Here is a 22455-nt window from a genome sequence, read left to right on the forward strand (position 1 = left end):
CAAAAGCTGGTGAAAAATTGCGGATTAACCTACAATTCCCATAATATCGCTTTCTTTCATAATCAAAAGCTCTTCGCCATTTAATTTGACTTCGGTCCCAGACCATTTACCGAATAAAACTTTATCACCTTTTTTAACATCCAGAGGAACAATTTGTCCCTGCTCATTACGAGCTCCCGGACCTACGGCAATGACTTCGCCTTCTTGAGGTTTTTCTTTTGCTGTATCTGGAATGATAATTCCACCGACAGTTTTTTCTTCACTGTTTAGCCGACGAACGACTACACGGTCATGTAATGGACGAAAATTCGTCATTTGGATCGCTCCATAATTTCTATATAATGCCCTTAATCAAAGCAGCATTATGGGTTTTAACTACGCGCGTTTTTGCCGCGTTACTCCAAATATTACAGTGGCATTATTGCCACTTATATTTGGTTTTAAGGTAACCATAATCATGTACAATGTCAACTAAATTTAATTCCTATACACAGATATAAGTTACTTAATTTTTATCGATTGATTTATTGTGTATAATTACAATATATTTTAAAGAATAATACTTATTAAGTAAGTTGCTTACAAAAGATTTTATCACATAACATAACGTGCTTTCAGACTTAAATCTCTTTTTCCGTAACCTCATATCGTCTTATGAATGCTAAAAATAAAAAAAATCTTCTTTTGAAAATTGGTCAGGAATTTTTTGCAAGCCAAGGTTTTACAAATGTTGGTTTAGCTGAAATTCTCAAACAAGCAAATATTCCCAAAGGCTCATTCTATTATTATTTCAATTCCAAGGAAGATTACGGCGTTCAGGTCATTGATCACTATGTTGACAATTATATAATGGCTCTTCAGTCCTTACTTAAGTCTTCTTCACTTTCAGGAAAAGATCGTCTACTTAAATATTGGGAAAAATGGCAATTTTCACAATGCGACAATAATTTTGAGGGACATTGTCTTATCGTTAAATTAAGTTCTGAGGTTACAGATTATTCCGAACCGATGCGTAAGGCATTCTGTAGAGGAACCGACCGGATATTATCCCTTATCGCACAAATTATTGCCATAGGCCAAAAAGATAATTCCATTCACAATCAGGCTGACAATTTTTTTATAGCTCAACAATTATATCAACAATGGTTGGGGGCAAGTTTAATGGTGAAAATACAAAAACGGTCTACAGCATTTACTATTGCTCTCCATTTCACAAACTTTCTTCTTGACAATAATATTTAATTTTTCATAGATTAATAGACGACCGGTCTACTATTTTTTTAAAAATATAATTATTAGTGAGGTTTACCACTATGCCTATCCTATTTGATCCCATTCAATTGGGCGCAATAAAAGCTTCCAACCGTATCATCATGGCTCCTATGTCACGTTCAAGAGCGACAAAAGATCACATCCCCACCCCTATGATGATTGAATATTATCGTCAAAGGGCAACAGCTGGTTTGATCATTTCCGAGGGTACAGGAATTTCACAAGAGGGAATGGGATTTCCCTATGCTCCTGGTATATGGAATAAGGAACAGGTTGAAGCTTGGAAACCCATAACCCGGGCTGTTCATGATGAAGGCGGTAAAATTATTTGCCAATTGTGGCATATGGGACGCACAGTTCATTCTTCATTTTATCCATCTCCCATTTCTGCATCAGCAACCACAGCGCCAGGTCATGCACATACTTATGATGGGAAGAAAGCCTATGTTCAGGCAAGGGCTTTACCTGTTGATGAAATTCCAAGATTACTCAATGATTATGCCAAAGCGGCACAAAATGCGATGAACTCTGGTTTTGATGGTGTCCAGATTCATGCCGCAAATGGCTACCTGATTGATGAATTTTTACGTGACAGCAGTAATTTCCGTCAAGATGAATATGGCGGTTCAATTGAAAATCGCCTACGTCTACTAATCGAGATTACGCAAAGGGTTTGCCATGAGGTGGGTTCAGATCGAACATCTGTGCGTCTTTCTCCAAATGAACGTGTACAGGGTGTATTTGACAGTAATGCCAAAAGTCTTTTTATCGCTGCCAGCCAAGCGTTGAGTAGAGAAAAAATTAATTTCCTGGAAGTCAGGGAACCACAAATCGGCAATAAAGATAATTATGTGGAGAAAGATTTGACAGAAGCTGACTATCATCCACCGATTTTTCCTTCTATGCGGGAAAATTTCAAGGGTAATTTCGTTATTAATGGAACGTATAATGGTCAACTGGCCCAAAAAATTGTTAAAGCGGGACAAGTCGATGCAGTTTCTTTTGGCCGTCCTTTTATTTCCAATCCGGATTTGGTCGAAAAAATTAAAACGGGTAAACCTTTTGTCGCACATGATTCGTCCATTTGGTATACTCAGGATGAAAAAGGCTATATTGACTTCAAGTAAAATAATGAACGAATAGCCTTCCCGTATCTTTAATGATAATATCATTATGTTCATTTGCTTACGTCAATAGATAAAACTGACTTAACAAGATAATAATATTGGAAAAATTAAATGGTTACTTTATTTGACTCTATTCAATTGGGCGCAATAAAAGCATCTAACCGTATCATCATGGCACCCTTAACCCGGGGACGGGCCACAAAGGATCATATTCCAACTTCTTTAATGATAGAATATTATCGCCAAAGAGCCTCTGCAGGTCTGATCATTTCAGAAGGAACAGGAATTTCACAAGAAGGATTGGGATGGGCATATGCTCCAGGCATATGGAATAAACAGCAAGTTGAGGCATGGAAACCTATAACCCAGGCTGTTCATGATGAGGGGGGTCATATTATTTGTCAGTTATGGCATATGGGTCGAACCGTACATCCATCATTTTACCCTTCTCCTATTTCCGCATCAGCAACCACAGCTCCAAGATATGCACACACATATGAAGGAAAAAAGCCGTATGAAAAAGCGCGTGCATTACCCAAAGAAGAAATTCCCCGATTAATCAATGATTATATAAAAGCTGCAAATCATGCCATGGAAGCGGGATTTGACGGTGTACAAATACATGCCGCCAATGGATATTTGATTGATGAATTTTTAAGAGACAATTGCAATTTTAGAACGGATGAGTACGGCGGAAGTATTGAAAATAGAATCAGGCTACTAATTGAAATAACACATAATGTCTGCAAAACAGTGGGATCAGACAGAACATCAGTTAGACTTTCACCAAATGAGGAAATTCAAGGCGTTCATGACAGTAATCCCGAACCATTATTTATTGCCGCCTCAAAGGCTTTAAGTAAAGAAAATATTAATTTTTTGGAAGTGAGGGAACCACGACCAGGTGAAGACAATTTCGTCATGTCAACCCTTACAGATCAGGATTTCTATTCCCCTATCGCTCCCGCAATGAGGAAAAATTTTAAGGGAAATTTTGTTATTAATGGTTCCTATAATGGGCACTCTGCTCAAAAAATTATCAAGAACAATGAGGCGGATGCCGTTTCATTCGGCCGACCATTTATTTCCAATCCTGACCTTGTTCACAAAATCAAAAATGATATCCCCCTAAAACCATCTGATAGCAAAACCTGGTTCAGTCAGGGAAAAGAAGGTTATACGGATTATCCCGTTGCAAAATAATCCAAGCTCTACTCTGGTTTATAAAAATTGATCAGAGTAGATTCAAAAATGAAATTATAAAACCCGACCAGCAATCGTTTTTAAACGTTCAACCAAAACAGGATCACGTTTTTCCGGTGCCGTTATCAATGCATAATCCAGGGCATGTTTACATTGACATTCACTGTTTCCCTGAGGTCTTTTCCCTAAAGCTGGAATAAATTTCTCAACCAAAGAGCTAGCATGTCTGGCATTTTGCTTCAGTATTCCGACAACAGCTTTAACGCTAACCGCATCATGTTCCTCATGCCAACAATCATAATCGGTAACCATAGCAATTGTCGCATAACAGATTTCTGCCTCTCGCGCCAAAGCTGCCTCTGGCATATTGGTCATACCAATAACCGATGCACCCCATGAACGATAAAGCTGACTTTCCGCCCGTGTTGAAAACTGGGGGCCTTCCATAACAAGATAGGTTCCCCCCTTGACAACTTTGATTTCTAATTGTTTTGCCTGTTCATACAGCATCTGACACAATTTAGGACAAAATGGATCAGCCAGAGATACATGGGCAACCAATCCCTTTTCAAAAAAACTTTTGGTTCGTAAACGTGAACGGTCAATTAATTGATCCACAACAACAAATGTACCTGGGGACAATTCCTCTTTCAGGGAACCGACAGCAGAAACAGAAACAAGATCCGTAACACCTAGTTTTTTCATCGCTGCAATATTCGCCCGATAATTCACATCTGTTGGGGAATATACATGGCCCCGACCATGTCTCGGTAAGAATACACAGGAAACACCATCAAGTGTACCTTTTAATAACTGATCGGATGGCTTGCCCCAGGGCGTATCAACTTCCACCCACTGTTGATCACTCAAACCTGAAATATTATATAATCCCGAACCACCGATAACCCCAATAACAGGTTTATCATGAGTATGACTATTTATTGACATTTGACCACACTTTACGATTAATAAGAAATACCAGAATAACGATAAAAATCATATAAAGGAAAAACATTATTCCCATACGATGACGTTCTGTCAAATGGGGATGTGCAGCCCAATTCAGAAAAATGACAACATCTTTTGCTTGTTGTTCAACAGTTGCTGGCGTGCCATCTTTATAATGAATACCTCCATCAGTCAAAGGAGGTTTCATCCCTATCTGGTGATGCGGTGCATAAAGATTATAATATGAGGCTTTATTGTCAAAATGAAAACCTGATGGTGCAGTTTTATAACCCAATAATAGAGCCATCACATAATTGGCCCCGTTTTTTCTGATCATCATGTAACGTGAAAAATCCGGCGGTATTTTACCGTTATTGGCTGTTTTCGCAATATTATCATTAAAGTACGGTTTTTTTAAATAATCAGTTACATTGGCTGGACGGTAATAATCCTGCCCTTGATTATCCTTGCCATCCATGACCTGCTCCCTATGGGCAATTTTATCAATATGCTCAAGAGTCAATCCCATTTGCTGCAAATCAGCATAACGCATCACATTGATGGAGTGACATGAGGCACATTTTTGTCTATAAACCTGATAACCCCTTTGCACACTCGCATTGTCAAAATATCCTAATGAACCGTTAAAGCTCCACTCATAATGCGGTAAAGTAATTTCATGATTTTTAATTAATTGATTTTTATCCGCTGCCCAGATTGTCATTATTGCCGTTATAAAAATCAGGATATTTAAGAAAAAACCTAGAACAATCTTCTTAATCATGCCCATAAATCGCGTCCTATTTATTATCACATAATGAAGAATCATGTAATTTACATCCAATTTCAAAACGGGCCGATAAGGGTAAAATCACTAAAAAATGGCAATAATAATACAATAATGAAAGGCGTCCCAACCATATAAGTGAGTTAAATGTATGAAATTTTCCTACAATACCCAACATTACGAAAGCAATAACCAAAATAATCAATGATATACGGTAAATAGGTCTGTATCGTGCCGATTTAACAGGTGATGAGTCCAGCCACGGAACCAAGAATAGAAGAAAAATCGTTCCTGCTGATAAAGCCATTCCCCCAAATTTATATGGTATTATTTGTAAAATTCCGTAAAAAGGTAGGAAATACCATTCTGGAGCAATGGACGCTGGGGTTTCCAGTGGATTGGCTGGAATATAATTTTCACTATTTGTCAACAACCCTGGTTCAAAAAAAATCAAAATAACCATTATTAATCCGGAAACGCCTAGAACCAGCCCATCTTTTGCCACAAAATAAGGAAAGAAAGGAAGAACATTCTTTTTTGATGTAATGTCGATTCCTTCAGGATTATTGGATTTTACATGATGCATGCAAATGATATGAAGAAAAACGATAAAACAGATTATAAACGCCATAACAAAATGAATTGTATAGTAACGATGTAATGTCAGTGCGTTTGGTATTTCCCCACCCATCAACCAACCGGACAAATTTTGTCCTATGATTGGAATGGATGAAATCGCTTGAATAACTACATTAGCAGCCCAGTAAGACATTTGCCCCCATGGCAATATATATCCAGCAAAAGCCGTTATCATTACAGAAACTGTCAAAATCATCCCCGAACACCAGACCAGCTCTCTTGGTGATTTATAAGAACCGTAATATAATCCCCTAAACAAATGCAAATATAGAAAAGCCAGAAACAAATTTGATCCTGCCATATGAATGGATCTAATTAACCAGCCGCTTGGCACCCTTCTTTCAATCATCTCTATTGATAGAAAAGCATGATAAGGCAAAGCCGTATAATATAAAGTTAAAAAAATCCCCGTCAGTAACATCAAGAATAAAATAACAGTTAAGGCAGCACCAAATGTCCACCAAATATTCAAATTCTTAGGCATTGGAAACTGAATGTATTCTTTCTGAATTACCGAAAAAAAGGGAAAACGTTTGTCCAGCCATAATTTAAAAGACTGTTTGTTCCTAACAGTTTTTTTTCTTTGCCCATTCTGGGATAAATTCAGATCACCCATGCCATTAACTTACTCAATAAAAAGCATACAAATTCTAAAAAATTATAAATAGTATAATAAATAACAATTTCGCCTTTATATTGCTACAATTCCATGTAAAATAAAACCAGTCATGTTTTTTATTAATGATTTACTTGTTTTTTCCTCTTAAAAAAATAATTTTCTATAAAGCAATCCTTCATGTCTTTATCGATATCCAGACGACATCTACTTAAATTTTTATCTCTGACAGGTATGACAACAGCTCTACCCTCATTACCTATTAAGGCTAATGAAGTTTTATCAACGGTTGACCCTACTAAAGATGGTAAAGATGACTATTCACTTATCGTGGGTGGTACAAAAGAAAGTCGAATAGGTCAATTTTCCAGCACACTAGCAGATTTATTTAAACAGAATATCGAGAGTAACCCTTTGTTATCTCTGCAATTCACAACTGGTTATGATAGTGTAACAGCATCAAATTTATTCGATACAAGATTAACCCAAGACGGCTCGATCGCATTGATAACTTCTGGATCTGCCATTATCGCAGCCTTGGCCGCTGATCCGCGTGTTCATTTTGATTATCAACATTGGATACCTGTATTTTCAACCATCACTCCAATTATTGTCATATCGAGGCAACCTTTTCACAACTCTATTCCTGATCTTTTAAAAAATAGAACAATGAAAGTTGGAGTCTCCACCCTTATTGGAAAAGAACTTCCAACATTATTGGGAATTGAACTTTTACAAATCAGTACTAAACCCGTAATCGGAATTACAACGTTATCAACTGGAATTGAAGCGTTACGTAACCGAACAATAGATATATTACAGATAGATTCCCCTGAGGGGTTTGCAGAACTGCCAAAATTGTTGGCCGAGGGATTTCATATCTTTTTTTCATTTGATCAGGAATCCTCGTATAGCCCTTCTTTTTCCAGTCTCTACACGAAATTGCCCCATTATCGCACAGGCAACACATTATTTGAAATATGGCAAACCCTTGCCCTTGCAGCCAGAATTAATTTTGCCGTTTTCTTGCCCATGCTGACCCCTTCAGCGCTTGTTACAAAATGGCGTTTGAATTTCGAAAAAATCACTGATAATCCTTATTTTCAATCAATTGTACATGCCAACAATATTGTCACTCAAAATAGTTTAAAAACAATTGATAATTTTTCAAAATTGATTCCTTCTGCTACAGCAACTTTGGCATTGAGACGCTGGTTGTCATTGAAAATTTCCCAATGGGAAAATTGAAAAAAATTCTAACGCCTTTTTTTTAGTAGAATTTTAACCGCTCCATTATTCGTAGCGGACACATAGGAAGTTGCAAGTATCATTGAATGTATATAAGGACGATTTAACCAATGAGGTAATTCTCTTTTGAGTATACCACCACCTTGGGATAGATTTCCAACACCTGTTATAATTTCGATACATCTTATTTGTTGTCTATAGGCATTTAAAATAAAATTTTCCAAGGCTAAAAATGCATGATGTGCTGTAAAACCGTGTAAATCTAATCTCCATTGCGATTTTAACTCGCCATTCTGAAACTTCTTCCAGGTATTTTTATCCAGTCCGGGTTGTTTCTGTCCAATTGCCATGAAAGAATCATTTTTATTATCTAATTGATTCTTATGAGCTTTAAAAAGTTTATAATGCTGTATGAACAAGGAATTTTCATTAAGCACTATTTTCTTAATATTGTTCGTCTGTTTGAAATTATTTTTATTCGTTTGTTTTTGAGACATGAAAAATGAATCAAGATCATTTTTTATATATATTAATTTATCCCGTTTTGCAGATTTTTTAATTGAATATGTAAAATTATCCCATAATATTCGTTCCTCTTTACTAAGCTGTCTTTTTTTCAAAATAATCCTCTTTCATTTACCCTTATCTTATCATAACAAAAAAACCTTTCACCCGTTTTAACAGGTGAAAGGTTAAACAAATAAACTAGCTTGAAATTATGGATTCATTTTATCAATAGCTTGACCTTGATATTTTCCTGTTAATGATTTCAGGAATTCTACAATATCATCAACATCCTGATCTGGAATTTGATGATCAGGAGTTTGATATTTAACCATTTCAATTACAGCCTCTTTTAGAGTTTTCGCGCTGCCATCGTGAAAATAAGGCGCGGTCAAGGCAATATTGCGTAATAAGGGAATCTTAAAGAAGAAACGATCATTTTGATTATGTGTAAAATTAAATCGGCCAAAATCCGCATTTGTCAAGGCTTTGTTTAGACGATCCTGGAAAAAATCACGTTGCAATCCCATTTTGGCAAAAGATGCTCCACCAACACCGACTCCATTATGGCAACTTGCGCAACCGATATTCTTAAAAACTTGATATCCATGTTTAGCCCGTTCACTAATCGCACTATCTATACCCTTTAAATACATATCAAAGGGACTGTCTGGCGTAATCAAGGTTTTTTCATATTCTGCAATCGCTTCTGTTATTGTTTTCTGGTCAATTACGGGGCTGTTATAGACATTCATGAAATCTTTTTCATATGAAGGGTCTTTACGTAATTTGTCAGCAACTTCCTCCCATTTTTTTGATCCCATTTCAATCGGGTTCATTACGGGCCCTGCAGCCTGTGCCATCAGATCGCTGGCTCTTCCGTCCCAAAACTGGGTGTGATTGAATACAGAATTATATACGGTGGGTACATTGATAGGACCTTTTTGACCATTAATCCCGGTTGCTGTTACAAGATTATCTACCCCGCCCTTTTTCAGATCATGGCATGAAGCACAGGTAAGGGTATTGTCACCAGACAAACGTTTTTCGAAAAACAGTTTTTCTCCCAGGGCAACCTTTTTGGCATCGACATCTAAAGATTCAGGAATAGGTTGAATGGGTTCATCAGCAAATTGTTCTGCCACACCTGATGTTGCGTAACTTTGTCTACGTTCACGCTTGATCCATTTAATCACGGTATCCCGTTGCTCAGCTGAAAGGCGTGCATGCCAGTGCATTAATAAATACAGTGATGGCGGCATAAGATTTCGTTGCATTACGAATTCTATACGAGACAGGGAAACATTATCAACTGGCTCGCCTTTATTCATCGCATCAAGAACGGGTTCAAGATGAAAATTTTCCAGTCCCTTTGTGCGATCACTTTGCATCAACTGATTTGCCACAGGTATCTTGAAATAGAAAGGCATATCCACTTTTTGCGTATGACAGTAATCACAACGGGCTTCCCTTAAAACATTAAAAACATCCATCGCCATTTTATCGTGACGCAATGGTGAACTATCTGACAAACTAGGAGCTGTAGAATGATCATAACGGGTTAAATACGTAACAACCCCTCCATAAACGATGGCAAAAACCACCAGAAGCATTAAAATAAGTTTTTTCATCCACTGTTTTCCAAACAATACTTAACCTAGAATTTTTATAAATCTTTAGAATTTCAAAAAAAATATCAAGTTTTGAATTAATAATAAATCAGAATTTATCTTTTATTTGGTCAATACCGCTTTTTCCAACCTTTCTTTGGCAATTTTTACATAATTTTTATCAATATCCATTCCTATGGCCCTTCCTCCTTCATAATGGGCTGCCAATAAAGTAGTTCCCGTACCCATAAACGGATCCACTACAACTGGATTTTTTCTTCCATGCAACCTTAGACACATTTGGGGCAACGCAATTGGAAAAGTTCCAGGATGATTGAATTTTTCCGATTTTTTTCTAATCGTGTCATAGGGAATAAACCATACATCACCTCGACAACGTAAATCATACGTATGAGATCGTCTAGCAATATTGGACTTATCCTTATATGGAACCCCTACATTGAGACGATTTAACTGCACGATTCCAGTTTTCGTCAAATGGAATATATATTCATGATTGCGATGCAGAAATCGTTTGCTGACTACAGGTTTGAAATGACCGTAACTTTCCTTACCTATTGAAATAGACTTCACCCATTCTATGTGATTTTGCAATATGAAAATTTTTCTCAATCGGACAATCAGTTCAAATGGCAACCAAGGATTTGATGATGATCCGGCAATATTCAAAAAAAACGAAGCATCATCCTTCATGACTCTTTTAATTTCAAAACATATTTTTTCAAGCCAATCGAGATATTCTGCCTCTCCCTTTTTATCCTGATAAGCGCTATAGATTATACCAAGATTATATGGGGGAGAGGTAATAAAAACATCTACGGAACGGTCTTTCATTTTTTGCAAAACCGTTAAACAATCCCCCCTAATAATAGTATGCCTATCAACCCTGAAGCTATATGGACGTAATAAAAGTTCCTGTTTTATTTGAACTTTGGTCTTTTTACGTAAAGACACCTAAAATCTCACTTGATTATCGCTTCACTGATGCAGGAACTGACTGATTGGAATGGGAAAACTGACGGGGCAACAAAAGATATATCTTTCCTTTTTCATTCATCAGCCCCGCATACCATTCAGCGGTCTTACCCCATCCGGTGAATAGGTCCAGCCGGTTCATTCCATGAATATCCCCGCCCAAGTCATGGGCAAAGACCATATGTTTCCATGACCTTTTATCCTGATGTCCAGGTTCAGGCATTAGGGTTTCAATCCATAAAGGAATACCCAACGGTATCCATTTTTTATCAACAGCAGCAGATCGGCCCGCACTTAAACTAACACCAAAAGCACCTTTTGGTCCTTCATCAAGAATTTGATTATTTAAAATTTTAAAGAAAACGTAATTTTTATTTTCTTCCATCAGGGAGAGTGCTTGATCAGGATGGTTGAATAACCACGTCCTTAATGAATAAATATTGATTGCATCAGAATTCATATATCCTTTGTCAATAAGGATTTTTCCTAATGGTGTATAGGGTTGTCCATTCTTGCCGGCATAAGCCAGACGTAAAATTTTACCGTCCGGTAACAAAATCCGGCCTGATCCTTGAATTTGCATAAAAAACAGATCTGCCGAATTTTTTAACCATACAATTTCAAGATTTTTACCGTTTAATGCCCCTCTGTCAATTTCAGCACGTGTGTAGTAGGGAATGAATTGATTATTCTGCATGTGACCATACTGAATTTGACCATCAACAGTTTTACGCGCTTTCAGATCGTTGGGACGTGTATATACAGGTACTTGATAATTGCCTGTTTTTACAGTTGACCCTTCAATTTCTGGTTCATAATATCCTGTCACCTTTCCTTTTTGAATTCTATAGGAATATTGATAGGGTTGCAGCCATTGTTCAAAAAAGTTTTTCACTTGTAGAGGTTGTTTGATATCAATCTGTTCCGCAGTAATACAAACTGGAATCCAATCCTTAGTCTGACTTCCTGGCAAACCGCTGACTCCACCTAGATAAGTGATAGATGGCAATTTTCTTATCTGCCTACAGGTCTGACGAAAAACTGTCAAAATTTGTGAGTGGTTTTCCTGATTCCATCCCTGTAATACCTGATAGGAAACGGGATAGAATTCTGACAGTTTTTCCTGACCTTCCTGTACACAAGCGGTCAGACATATCCCAAGGGATATCGATATTGCACGAACAAAGCGTTTCATAACAAGCCTATTAAATTCAAGTTCCTGTACGAGTTGATTTTAAACGCCAGGAAATATCCTGACCATTCATTCCTAATACACGTTCAAATAACCAGAAATCAATAAATTCCGTCACAGATTCCGTACCAACTACAGGTTCTTTCTTTTTATCAAATATACAATTCAGTTGATCGGAAATGATCTTAACCTCAATCAATGCTTTTTTAGGATCAACTTCAGATTTAATCTCAGCTTTTGTTATAGCGATCGAACAAATTGCTTTGATTTCAATTTTTTGAATTTCGTGTGCTCCTTGACGTTTTTCAATGGCCCTTTCAAATGATGAATAGGCATCTGATGTCAACATTGACCCAAGACTATTTAAGTCTGCATTAGCAAATGCAGTTAGAATTTTACGAAATACTATTTCAGTACCTGCTACAAATTTTTGCGGAACAAAAGTTGAATCGAGCGCACTAATTTTTTGTAAAGTCTGTCCTAATTCACTATTGGCAGCCGGTATTTCATAATTAACCTTGGGTACAGGTGCTACTGCTGGCTGTACGGGTTTATTTTTTGTATTTGATAAAAAAGCTGGCGCTTTAACTGTCAAGGAAATGGCTTCATGTTTCTCAAATCCAGTTTTTTTCCCTAATACGCTTCGCAAACGGAGAATCAGAAAAATCGCTATCAAGGAAAATATTATAATATCTATGGGAATATCACCTACAGAAAAATCCATCTTTTAACCTGTTAACTTGAACCTATATTGAAGTTATTTACTATATTCTTTTATGATCATTTAAAACATTAAAAACAAATTATTTTATTTAATTATTTCAATTTTTAAACTGCCTCTTGTTTTTTTATTATAAGTTTAATTAGTATAAATCGTTTTATTTAATGATAAAATTTATGTTATATGAAAATTTAAAAATTTTTAAATTAAGAATAAAGAATATATAGAGAATATAATGACTAACTCAACAAATACGGTATCGAGCAATCAAACAGAAGGAACACCCCCTTCCCTTCCATTAACCCTTAATATCCAGTTTACAAAAGATCTTTCGTTTGAAGTCCCTCACGGAGCTGCCATTTTCGCGAGTTTGCAAGAGGCTCCCCAAATATCGGTTTCAATTGACACAAATGCCAACCGATTAAATGAAAACGGAGTTTATGAGGTCAGTTTAAAAATTAAAATTGACGCTGTAGAGGCACAAAAACAAAATGAAGGTACCAGTCGCACAATTTTTATTGCGGAACTTATCTACTGTGCTGTTGTAACCCTGAATAATCCGCCAGAAGAATTGATTGAACCCATTCTTCTTGTCGAAGTTCCTCGTTTGATTTTCCCTTATGCACGAAATATTATAAGTGAAGTTACACGAGATGGAGGGTTTCCACCCGTTGTTCTACAACCCATAGATTTTGTTTCTTTATGGCAAAATAAACAACAACAGGCAGCCCAAACACATACCGAGGCAGGTCATGCATAATTTTGAACATGCTATCACTTTATAAGATAAAGCATGGATTCAGTAGAGGGATGATCCGCAACGACAATCCCTTTCCACTGAAAATTCTCCAATACCTTTTTCACTTTTTCACTTATTGCAATAGCATAAATTTGGTTAAGCAAATATCTATACTCTTCATATAAAAGATCCTTAAAAAACTGGGCTGTTTCCGAAGAGAAAAATAGAATTGTACTAATTTCCCCCTGTTTGAGTTTCTCAATAAAAGAAAAAGGTATAAAATTTTTTCGTCTGGTTTCGTACACTTCTTCCACAATCATTTTGAAACCAGAATTCTGTAAATTGGAAATCAATTGTTTTCCCTGCCCTTTTCCTACAGGAAACAATAAACCGCCTTGTTTGGGAAACAATTCCCTTTGAATTAAATCATTCAAAGCGTTCGAATCTTTATGCGCACTTTGAACCTTTTCAAAACCAGCAATTTTAGCATCATGCGCAGTTATATCGCCAACAGCAAAAACAGGGATATCCCTATATCTTATATCTTGCCGAATAAATAATTTTACCGTAGAAATGATGGCTTGGCGGCTTGTAAACAAAATAGCCTGAATTTGATCAATATTGGTAAATTCAACAGATAATTGATTAACATTCATCAAGGGTAAGGCTAATGTTTTCCATCCCAATGTCTGAACCTTTAAAATCGTTTCACTCAACCCTGGTTCTGGCCGAGTTATTACAATATAATTTTTTTGCTTGTCACCCAATTTCAAGACTCAAAAATATCATTCGGACTATCTTTACGCAATTGTTTACCTAACTCATGACCGATCAATTCAGCTTCTTCCAGGGTTCCTATAACATCTTTTTTGATTAAAAAAGAACCGTCTCCTCTTGCAACCAATCCCGTTAAATGCAACCGTTCTTCCTGACCCGGAAAAGAAACAACCCTTGCATACCCGCCAATTGGTGTTCGACAAGATCCATCAAGCTCAGCCAGCAAGGCACGTTCAGCGCTGGATACCGCCTTTGCCTCCCTATTTTCAATTGCCGAAAGCATTTCAAGCAATTCTGTGTCTTTTTCTCTAACTGTGATTCCAACAATACCTTGACCCGCCGCTGGAACCATAATTGAGGGATCAATCAAAACATCAATTCGATGCTCCATATCCAGTCTTTGCAATCCTGCAGCAGCAAGAAAAGTTGCATCAAATTGTTTTGAGGTAATTTTATCCAAACGTGTCTGAATATTACCCCTCAACAATCCAAATTTCAAATCAGGTCTATAATGCAGCAATTGAGCTTGACGTCGTACGGAAGAAGACCCGATCAACGCGCCTTTTGGTAAAACATCAAATGGATTTTTAGAATCAATGGGTTGATATTCACTTCTAACAATTAAAGCATCCCTCGCATCTTGTCTTTTTAGCGTACATGCCAAAACAAGACCTTTGGGCAGGTCTGTTTCAAGATCTTTAAGGCTATGGACAGCAAAATCAATATTCCCTTCTAACAGCTGTTCATGAATTTCCTTGGCAAATAATCCCTTGCCACCGATTTCGGCCAAACGTCGATCCTGTATGCGATCTCCTGAAGTATGAATTTGAAATTCCTCAAACGCCCCAATCTGACGTAATAAAGGGCAGAATTGTGTTAATAATGTGAGAAAATTGCGAGTCTGGACCAAAGCCAAAGGAGAACCCCTGGTTCCTACTCGCAGGGGCAGTCCTCTTTTTCCATGGGTTTTAATATAGTTTGCTTTCTGTAATTCCGCAGCCTTGGCGGCAACCCGTTGTAAATTGGGATTTGAAGCAATATGTACTATGTTTTTGATATCCATAAAAATATACTTTATCTATATATATACTCATATTCTCTTTAAAAGAAAAATATTTATTATGATATCCATACACCAAACACGTATAAAAACAAATAACTGCTTTAAAATTCTGGCAATTGAATCTTCTTGTGATGATACAGCATGCGCAATCATTCGTTCAGACGGAATGGTTTTGGGAGAAAAGGTTCATTCACAAAAGGAACATGTTCATTTTGGTGGTGTGGTACCAGAAATAGCTGCCCGTGCTCATATGCACCATCTTCCTTTTTTGGTAAATTCATTATTGGATGAGGCAAAAGTTTCTTGGTGTCAAATTGATGCCATTGCCGCAACCTGCGGACCCGGTTTAATTGGTGGGGTAATTGTTGGCAGCAGTTTTGCAAAAGGTCTGGCACTTTCAAAAAAAATTCCCTTTATTGGTATCAATCACATCGAGGCTCATGCCCTTACCGTCCGTTTACCGGATATTTCAAACAAGAAAATAGAATTTCCCTATCTATTATTTTTAACATCAGGTGGCCATTGTCAATGTATCTATGTTGACGATGTCGGTAAATATCAGCATTTGGGAGGTACTATTGATGATGCGGCTGGCGAGGCTTTTGATAAAGTTGCAAAAATGCTTGGACTTCCCTGGCCTGGTGGTCCAGCCCTTGAAGCCTTGGCAAAAGAGGGAAATGAAAATGCATTCATCATGCCTCATCCTTTATATGGCCGTGACGGATGTGACTTCTCATTTTCCGGACTTAAAACGGCAGTGGCTAATTTACTTGAACCCTATAAGGACTTATCTTGCTTGCCACGCTCTTTGGCAGCTGACATTGCGGCGAGTTTCCAGAAAACTATAACGGATACCATTATCAACAGATTAGAGAATGCCATTCAAATGGCCCCTAAAACCAAAATTCTTGCGACAGCTGGTGGGGTTGCGGCCAACCAATATTTAAAGTTTCATCTAATGAGACTTGCCAGTCAATATAATATGGAATTTATAGCCCCTCCAATTCGTTATTGTACGGATAACGCAGTTATGATTGGATGGACAGCAATTGAAATTTTAAAAAAGACCATTACAAATAATTTTATTCCAAACGACATTGATTTGATACCTCGTCCACGTTGGCCTTTGTCTGAAATGAAGTCTCGTTTTGAACACTAAGTCTTTTATTATTTGAAGGATTATGAAACATGAAGAAATCAATTGCTGTCATTGGTGCCGGCGCTTGGGGAATAGCCCTTGCCATTCATGTTGCTCGTACAAATGCCAACGTATATTTATGGAGTAGAAAAGAGCTTCCCGATCCAAATACAAAAACACTTTCAAGATTAAAAAATTTCCCTTTACCAAATAATATTCAGGTTCATAATTCATTTCCAAAGAGGGCCGATCTTATTTTTTTGGCAGTACCTCTTCAATTTATCCGCTCCATTCTACCGAATATCAATAGTTTACAATGTCCGATTATTGTCTGCTGCAAAGGTGTAGAACAGCAAACCCTTAAATTTCCATCAGAAATAATTGAAGAATTTGTGCCAAAACAGAATATCGCCATTTTGTCAGGCCCAAATTTTGCTCACGAAGTAGCAGCAAATTTACCAACAGCCAGTGTTATCGCGTCTGACAACATACAAATGGCCCAGGAAATTTCAGATGAAATTTCAACTTTTAATTTTCGTTTTTATAAAAATGATGATCCCATTGGTGTTCAAATTGGCGGTGCTGCAAAAAACATATTTGCAATTGCCGCAGGAGCGGCAATTGGGGCCGGTTTGGGGGAAAATGCCCGTGCTTCGCTAATAACCCGTGGTATTAGCGAACTCTCGAGACTCAGTCTCGGATTGGGAGGATCTCCCAGAACATTATCAGGATTGGCTGGATTGGGAGACATGATTTTGACATGCACGGGAACGTCATCTAGAAACTATTCATTAGGAATCGAGTTAGGTAATGGAAAAAAACTTGACGCCATCCTAAAGGAAAGAACTGTCGTGACAGAAGGCGTTACAACCACTCCCGCCTTGCTTAAAAGAGCGCAAAACCATCATATTGACGTTCCAATTATTGAAACAGTCGCCGCCATATTAAGTGATAAAATCACCATTCATCAAGCAAAGGAAAGATTGATGTCCCGTCCCATTCCTTTCGAATAAATAAACATTTATATTTGAAATAATATTTAATATAATAAAAAAAATTTTAAAAATCTTGTCAACGAAACTGAATCCATAACATATATAATGACCACATCACTCTATGATTTAACTATATCCTCTTCTACAGGAGAAAGTATTAACCTTGGTAAATTTCAGGGTAAGCCTTTATTAATTATCAATACCGCGTCTCATTGTAAATTTACGCCTCAATATGAAGATTTACAGGATTTATGGCTTTATTTTAGAAATTGGGATTTGAATATTATCGCCATTCCTTCCGGTGATTTCGGCAATCAAGAGTTTGAAACAAATGAAGAAATCAGGAATTTTTGTCTTAAGCGTTATCATATTGATTTTATTCTGGCCCAAAAAAGCCATGTAAAGGGAAAACAGGCCATTCCACTTTTTCAATGGCTGAATAAGGCAGGGGGATATATATCAAAACCAAGATGGAATTTCTATAAATATATTATAAGCCGTCAGGGTAAGTTGTCATCTTGGTACTCATGTTTAACACGTCCTTCATCCAAGAGGTTTATTAATGCGGTTGAACGTGTAGCCTATGATTTATAAATCTGATAATAACTAAATAATATTGTTTTATAAAACACCTCCACCTTGGTAAAGGTTTCAATGTTTAAAAATCTTTTAACAGTCAGTGGATGGACCATGTTAAGCCGTCTTCTGGGACTGGTTCGGGATCAACTGCTTGCCGCCTTTCTTGGGGCCGGTTCTTTACAGGATGCCTATCAGGTTGCCTTTAGGTTACCAAACATGTTTCGCCGTTTATTTGGTGAAGGCGCTTTTAACGCCGCTTTTGTCCCCTTATTCACCCTAACTCTTGATAAGAAAAATATTAACGAGGCTAAGAAATTTGCAAATGAATCGTTCAATATTCTTATATTCATCTTGTTGATTTTCACCTTACTGGGTGAAATTTTTATGCCCCAACTGCTTCACATCATAGCTCCAGGTTTTACCACCGATAAAAATCGTTATCATGAAGCCATTATTTTAAGCCGTATTACCTTTCCCTATATGATCTTAATCTGTGGAGCAGCTTTATTGGCTGGTGTTTTGAACAGTTTACATCATTTCAGCATTGCTGCTGCTGCTTATGTCAGTTTTAATATATTTGGAATTGCCGCGCTGCTCTGGCTAACCCCTTTTATGCCAAACGCAGCATGGGCTGCAGCATGGGGTGTTACAATTTCAGGAGTGGCCCAGTTTGGCATTTTATGGTTAGCGGCAAGAAAAGCTGGGGTCACTATCCTTTTCCATCGACCAAAATTAAGTCCAAGTATCAAAAAACTCTTTAGGAAGATGACCCCCGGCATTATTGGAAGTGGCATCACACAGATCAATTTAACCATTGATACAATCATCGCCACCTTGTTACCGACCGGTAGCGTTTCAGTCATGTATTTTGCTGACCGAATTAATCAGCTACCCCTTGGTGTTCTAGGAGCTGCTGCAGGAACAACCCTATTACCCCTATTAACAAAAGAGCTTAATACCGGAAATAAAGAAGCTGCCTTATCCATTCAAAATAAAACTCTTGATTATTGTTTGCTTTTGACACTTCCTGCAGCTTTTGGTTTATTTACCTTGGCCCCTCTTATAATTTCAACTTTATTTGGTCATGGTGCTTTTAATCTTGACGCTGTCTATAAATCAGCTCAATCCTTACGGACCTATACAGTTGGCCTTCCAGCCTTTATCCTTATCAAGGTTTTATCTCCTGGTTTTTTTGCCCGTGGTGATACATCTACTCCTGTAAAAATCGGTATATTCACCCTTTTGTTGAATTTCATCCTGAATCTTATATTCATGTATCCTCTTGCCCATATGGGCCCCCCTCTGGCAAGCAGTATTGCGGCCATTGCTAATGTCGGGGCCCTTGCTTTCATTTTATGGAAGAAAGATGCGTTTTACCTACCAGTTTCTATAATAAAACGTATCATTTATATGATTGTTGCCGCATTCATCATGAGTTTGAGCATATTTTTGACAGAAATGATTTTCTTTCAAAATATAATTAAAAACCCAATTTTATTTCGTATAATAGATCTTTCTATTTTAGTATTAACAGGCGGACTTGTTTATGGAGGAATTCTTCACATTCTTGATATCATTGATTTGAATTCGACTTGCCTAAAAGTCAGACAAAGAATTTTGAAACGATAAATAAAAAAGCAGTTTAAACAGGTATATATGACACTTCCTTCTGCAAAAGGTGCCACACCCGTAATGGCACAATGGTTTTCTCTTAAAAAAGAACATCCTGATGCCCTTCTTTTCTTTAGAATGGGTGATTTTTTTGAACTGTTCTTTCATGATGCAGAAGCGGCGGCAAATGCACTCGATATTGCCCTGACTGCTCGTGGTACCCATGCCGGACAGCCAATTCCCATGTGTGGTGTTCCCGTTGGTACTGCTGCAACCTATCTTGCTCGTCTCATCAAAAAAGGATTCAAGGTTGCCGTTGCAGAACAAACAGAAAGTCCAAAAAACAGAGGAAAAAATCAAAAAGGCCCGCTTTCAAGAGCTGTTATACGTTTAATCACTCCAGGAACCCTGACCGAAGATGAATTATTAAACGCTTCTCAACCAAATTATATCCTTTGTATCATCCCTGACCTTAAAAAAAATTCCTCCAATCTGGGAGCGGCATGGATTGATATCTCAACAGGAATTTTTGAAACTAGCTATTTCAAATCCTTTCAATTAGATGATTTTTTAGCCCGTATCAATCCCTCTGAAATCTTGGCACCCAATCAATTATATCTAAATTCTTATGAAAATCGTCAAACAATATTGAATGAAATCAGTAATATCAAGATTGCTCAAAAACAACTTGCGACTTTATTCAATATCAACTCCTTATCCGCACTAGGTGATTTCAAAAATGAAGAAATTATTGCTGGATATGAACTGATCACCTATATTGGCCAAACACAAAATGGTAGAATTCCACAATTATCACGTCCTCAATCACAAAAATACGAATCAATCCTAGCTATTGATCCAGCAACGAGAAACAGTCTTGAAATTCTTGAAAATAATGCCGGCAACAACCAATTTACCCTATTTTCCAGCATTAACCGTGCCATTACGGCACCAGGTTCAAGAATGTTGGCAAATTGGCTGTCGTCACCCCTGACTGAAATCGATAAAATTGAAGCCCGACAAAAAGGATGGATTTATCTATATCAAAATACACAGCTTTTAACCCTTCTACGCCAGACCCTGAAAGGTTCGCCAGACATTTCCCGCTCTTTGGGTCGAATTTCGGTCGGCAGAGGTTCTCCCCGTGATCTGGCATCCATACGAAACGGTTTGCATGTTGCCAGAAAAATAGCACAAATCTTGTCGAAATACGAAAAAAAAATTGACCGGACTCCACCCTATATCCATAAAATCAAACATTATCTTTTATCAGGAAACATCCTTCTTGAAAATTTAACCAAAGCCTTGATGGAAAATCCTCCCCTTAAACTGGAAGAGGGTTCAATTATCAAAGAGGGTTATGATGAAAAGCTTGACACTTACCGTCATCTTCATCAGCAAAGCCGGCAAATAATTATTGATTTGCAACAAAAATACTGCAAAAAATATGATATCTCCACATTAAAGATTCGATTTAGCAACCAATTGGGATATATCATTGAGCTTAGTCGTACTGCAGCCGCAAAATTAAAAGATTGTCCAGAACTGATTTTAAGACAGGGAACAGTTAATCTTGCACGTTATACAACCGACGAATTAAATATCTTAAATACAAAGATCCTTGAAGCTTCCTCCAATTCTGCAGAATATGAAAAGATGCTTTTTGATAAGCTGATTGAGGAAACGTTACGGGAAAGGGATTTGCCGCTTCTGGCAAACGCCATTGCCGTCATTGATGTTTTACAGGCATGTGCGACGCTTTATTCCTCGCAAGAATGGTGTGTACCAACTTTAACCAATGATACACGCTTCACACTTAAAAACGCACGCCATCCAGTTGTTGAGGCTGCGTTACAAAAACCTGATAAGTTTACACCCAACTCCTGCAATTTATCCAACAATAAAAGGGTTATGCTGCTTACAGGTCCTAACATGGCCGGAAAATCAACATTCCTAAGACAAGTCGCCCTAAACGTCATTCTTGCACAAAGTGGTTTGCCCTTACCTGCAATAAATGCCGAAATTGGAATTGTCGATCGCCTGTTCTCAAGGGTGGGTGCCTCTGATGACCTTGCCAATGGCCGATCAACCTTTATGGTTGAAATGACCGAGGCAGCTTCAATTCTAAATCAGGCTGGTCCCCGTTCTCTTGTTGTAATTGATGAAATAGGAAGAGGAACTTCAACTCTGGATGGATTGGCCATCGCTTGGGCTATATTAGAAACCTTGCATAATACGATACAATGTCGTACAATTTTTGCCACACATTTTCATGAATTATCACAATTGACCCATCATTTGCCATTTATACAAAATTTTACCATGAAAATTAAAGAATGGAAAGGTTCCATAATTTTCCAATATGAGGTAGTGCCTGGCGCAGCCGAACATAGTTGGGGTATTCATGTCGCACAGTTAGCAGGTGTGCCAACAACAACGTTAAACAGGGCAAAATCGGTTTTACAAACTCTTGAAACGCAACAGTATGGTTCCCAAATCTCACTTCCTCTATCAGACACTGATGCAACGGTTGGAAATCAGGATCATTCCCAAGTAAATTTTGATACTAAAAAACGAAAAATGCTTAATGAAATAGAAACTGCCTTTATGGAAATCAATCCTGATCAAATCACTCCAATGGATGCCATAAATATTCTTTATAAACTAAAAAAAGTTATTGATAGATGATG

At 37.5% G+C, this 22455-nt stretch carries 21 protein-coding genes; 10 read left to right on the forward strand and 11 right to left on the reverse strand.

The window, feature by feature from the left end; all coding sequences use genetic code 11:
- Window positions 1-24: 24 nt before the first annotated feature.
- A complete protein-coding gene (groES, locus tag GN303_RS05600) occupies window positions 25-315 on the reverse strand; it encodes a co-chaperone GroES (RefSeq protein ID WP_110438197.1) in 291 nt (96 codons plus the stop codon).
- A gap of 339 nt (window positions 316-654) precedes the next feature.
- On the opposite strand from groES, the gene GN303_RS05605 reads away from it, so the two are divergent.
- The 3 genes from GN303_RS05605 (at window position 655) to GN303_RS05615 (ending at window position 3602) form a co-directional block, all read left to right on the forward strand.
- Entirely contained in the window at window positions 655-1242 is a 588-nt protein-coding gene (locus GN303_RS05605) for a TetR/AcrR family transcriptional regulator (RefSeq protein WP_110438198.1), read from the forward strand.
- Window positions 1243-1313: 71 nt separating this feature from the next.
- A complete protein-coding gene (locus GN303_RS05610; protein WP_110438199.1) occupies window positions 1314-2399 on the forward strand; it encodes an alkene reductase in 1086 nt (361 codons plus the stop codon).
- 111 nt (window positions 2400-2510) lie between these two features.
- Window positions 2511-3602: an alkene reductase gene (locus tag GN303_RS05615; RefSeq protein ID WP_110438200.1), complete on the forward strand. Its 1092-nt coding sequence runs from the start codon at window positions 2511-2513 to the stop codon at window positions 3600-3602.
- Between the two features lie 54 nt (window positions 3603-3656).
- On the opposite strand, the gene GN303_RS05620 is transcribed toward GN303_RS05615, so the two are convergent.
- The 3 genes from GN303_RS05620 to GN303_RS05630 are packed head-to-tail and all read right to left on the reverse strand — an operon-like array spanning window position 3657 to window position 6592.
- A complete protein-coding gene (locus GN303_RS05620) occupies window positions 3657-4550 on the reverse strand; it encodes an S-methyl-5'-thioadenosine phosphorylase (RefSeq protein ID WP_110438201.1) in 894 nt (297 codons plus the stop codon).
- A complete protein-coding gene (locus tag GN303_RS05625; RefSeq protein ID WP_158523853.1) occupies window positions 4537-5334 on the reverse strand; it encodes a cytochrome c1 in 798 nt (265 codons plus the stop codon). The genes GN303_RS05620 and GN303_RS05625 overlap by 14 nt, the downstream gene beginning before the upstream one ends.
- Window positions 5335-5350: 16 nt before the next feature.
- On the reverse strand, window positions 5351-6592 hold the full coding sequence (locus GN303_RS05630; RefSeq protein ID WP_110438203.1) for a cytochrome b: 1242 nt from the start codon (window positions 6590-6592) through the stop codon (window positions 5351-5353).
- Window positions 6593-6772: 180 nt separating this feature from the next.
- Here GN303_RS05630 and GN303_RS05635 point away from each other — a divergent pair, with 180 nt between their 5' ends.
- On the forward strand, window positions 6773-7840 hold the full coding sequence (locus GN303_RS05635) for a hypothetical protein (protein ID WP_110438204.1): 1068 nt from the start codon (window positions 6773-6775) through the stop codon (window positions 7838-7840).
- Window positions 7841-7848: 8 nt separating this feature from the next.
- Here the strand turns inward: GN303_RS05635 and GN303_RS05640 are convergent, their stop codons facing one another.
- The 5 genes from GN303_RS05640 to GN303_RS05660 all read right to left on the reverse strand — a co-directional run bounded on the left by GN303_RS05640 (window position 7849) and on the right by GN303_RS05660 (window position 12866).
- Window positions 7849-8337: a Smr/MutS family protein gene (locus tag GN303_RS05640; RefSeq protein WP_146206643.1), complete on the reverse strand. Its 489-nt coding sequence runs from the start codon at window positions 8335-8337 to the stop codon at window positions 7849-7851.
- Between the two features lie 219 nt (window positions 8338-8556).
- A complete protein-coding gene (locus GN303_RS05645) occupies window positions 8557-9975 on the reverse strand; it encodes a cytochrome-c peroxidase (RefSeq protein ID WP_110438206.1) in 1419 nt (472 codons plus the stop codon).
- A 102-nt stretch (window positions 9976-10077) separates the two neighbouring features.
- Entirely contained in the window at window positions 10078-10899 is an 822-nt protein-coding gene (locus tag GN303_RS05650) for a DNA-methyltransferase (RefSeq protein WP_231504079.1), read from the reverse strand.
- Between the two features lie 46 nt (window positions 10900-10945).
- The gene (gene mltA, locus GN303_RS05655) at window positions 10946-12145 is read right to left on the reverse strand and encodes a murein transglycosylase A (protein ID WP_110438207.1); all 1200 of its coding nucleotides are present in this window, start codon (window positions 12143-12145) and stop codon (window positions 10946-10948) included.
- 16 nt (window positions 12146-12161) lie between these two features.
- Entirely contained in the window at window positions 12162-12866 is a 705-nt protein-coding gene (locus GN303_RS05660) for a Tim44/TimA family putative adaptor protein (RefSeq protein WP_110438208.1), read from the reverse strand.
- A 232-nt stretch (window positions 12867-13098) separates the two neighbouring features.
- Between GN303_RS05660 and secB the strand changes: the two genes are divergently transcribed.
- Window positions 13099-13623, forward strand: coding sequence for a protein-export chaperone SecB (secB, locus tag GN303_RS05665; protein WP_110438209.1), 525 nt, complete (start codon window positions 13099-13101; stop codon window positions 13621-13623).
- Window positions 13624-13637: 14 nt separating this feature from the next.
- Here the strand turns inward: secB and GN303_RS05670 are convergent, their stop codons facing one another.
- Window positions 13638-14369 (reverse strand): uroporphyrinogen-III synthase, encoded by a 732-nt coding sequence (locus GN303_RS05670; RefSeq protein ID WP_146206644.1) that lies wholly within the window; start codon window positions 14367-14369, stop codon window positions 13638-13640.
- 2 nt (window positions 14370-14371) lie between these two features.
- Window positions 14372-15442, reverse strand: a complete 1071-nt coding sequence (gene hemC / locus GN303_RS05675; protein ID WP_110438211.1) for a hydroxymethylbilane synthase — start codon at window positions 15440-15442, stop codon at window positions 14372-14374.
- Window positions 15443-15500: 58 nt separating this feature from the next.
- On the opposite strand from hemC, the gene tsaD reads away from it, so the two are divergent.
- From tsaD to mutS, 5 genes are all read left to right on the forward strand, one after another.
- Complete coding sequence (gene tsaD / locus GN303_RS05680; protein WP_110438212.1) at window positions 15501-16601, forward strand: tRNA (adenosine(37)-N6)-threonylcarbamoyltransferase complex transferase subunit TsaD; 1101 nt, start codon at window positions 15501-15503, stop codon at window positions 16599-16601.
- A gap of 29 nt (window positions 16602-16630) precedes the next feature.
- Window positions 16631-17593 (forward strand): NAD(P)H-dependent glycerol-3-phosphate dehydrogenase, encoded by a 963-nt coding sequence (locus GN303_RS05685; protein ID WP_110438213.1) that lies wholly within the window; start codon window positions 16631-16633, stop codon window positions 17591-17593.
- 87 nt (window positions 17594-17680) lie between these two features.
- The gene (locus tag GN303_RS05690; protein WP_110438214.1) at window positions 17681-18169 is read left to right on the forward strand and encodes a glutathione peroxidase; all 489 of its coding nucleotides are present in this window, start codon (window positions 17681-17683) and stop codon (window positions 18167-18169) included.
- A 60-nt stretch (window positions 18170-18229) separates the two neighbouring features.
- Window positions 18230-19783, forward strand: coding sequence for a murein biosynthesis integral membrane protein MurJ (murJ, locus tag GN303_RS05695; protein ID WP_110438215.1), 1554 nt, complete (start codon window positions 18230-18232; stop codon window positions 19781-19783).
- Window positions 19784-19810: 27 nt separating this feature from the next.
- Window positions 19811-22453, forward strand: coding sequence for a DNA mismatch repair protein MutS (gene mutS, locus GN303_RS05700; protein WP_110438216.1), 2643 nt, complete (start codon window positions 19811-19813; stop codon window positions 22451-22453).
- Window positions 22454-22455 lie beyond the last annotated feature (2 nt).

The sequence above is a fragment of the Commensalibacter melissae genome (assembly GCF_009734185.1).
Taxonomy (GTDB): Bacteria; Pseudomonadota; Alphaproteobacteria; order Acetobacterales; family Acetobacteraceae; genus Commensalibacter; species Commensalibacter melissae.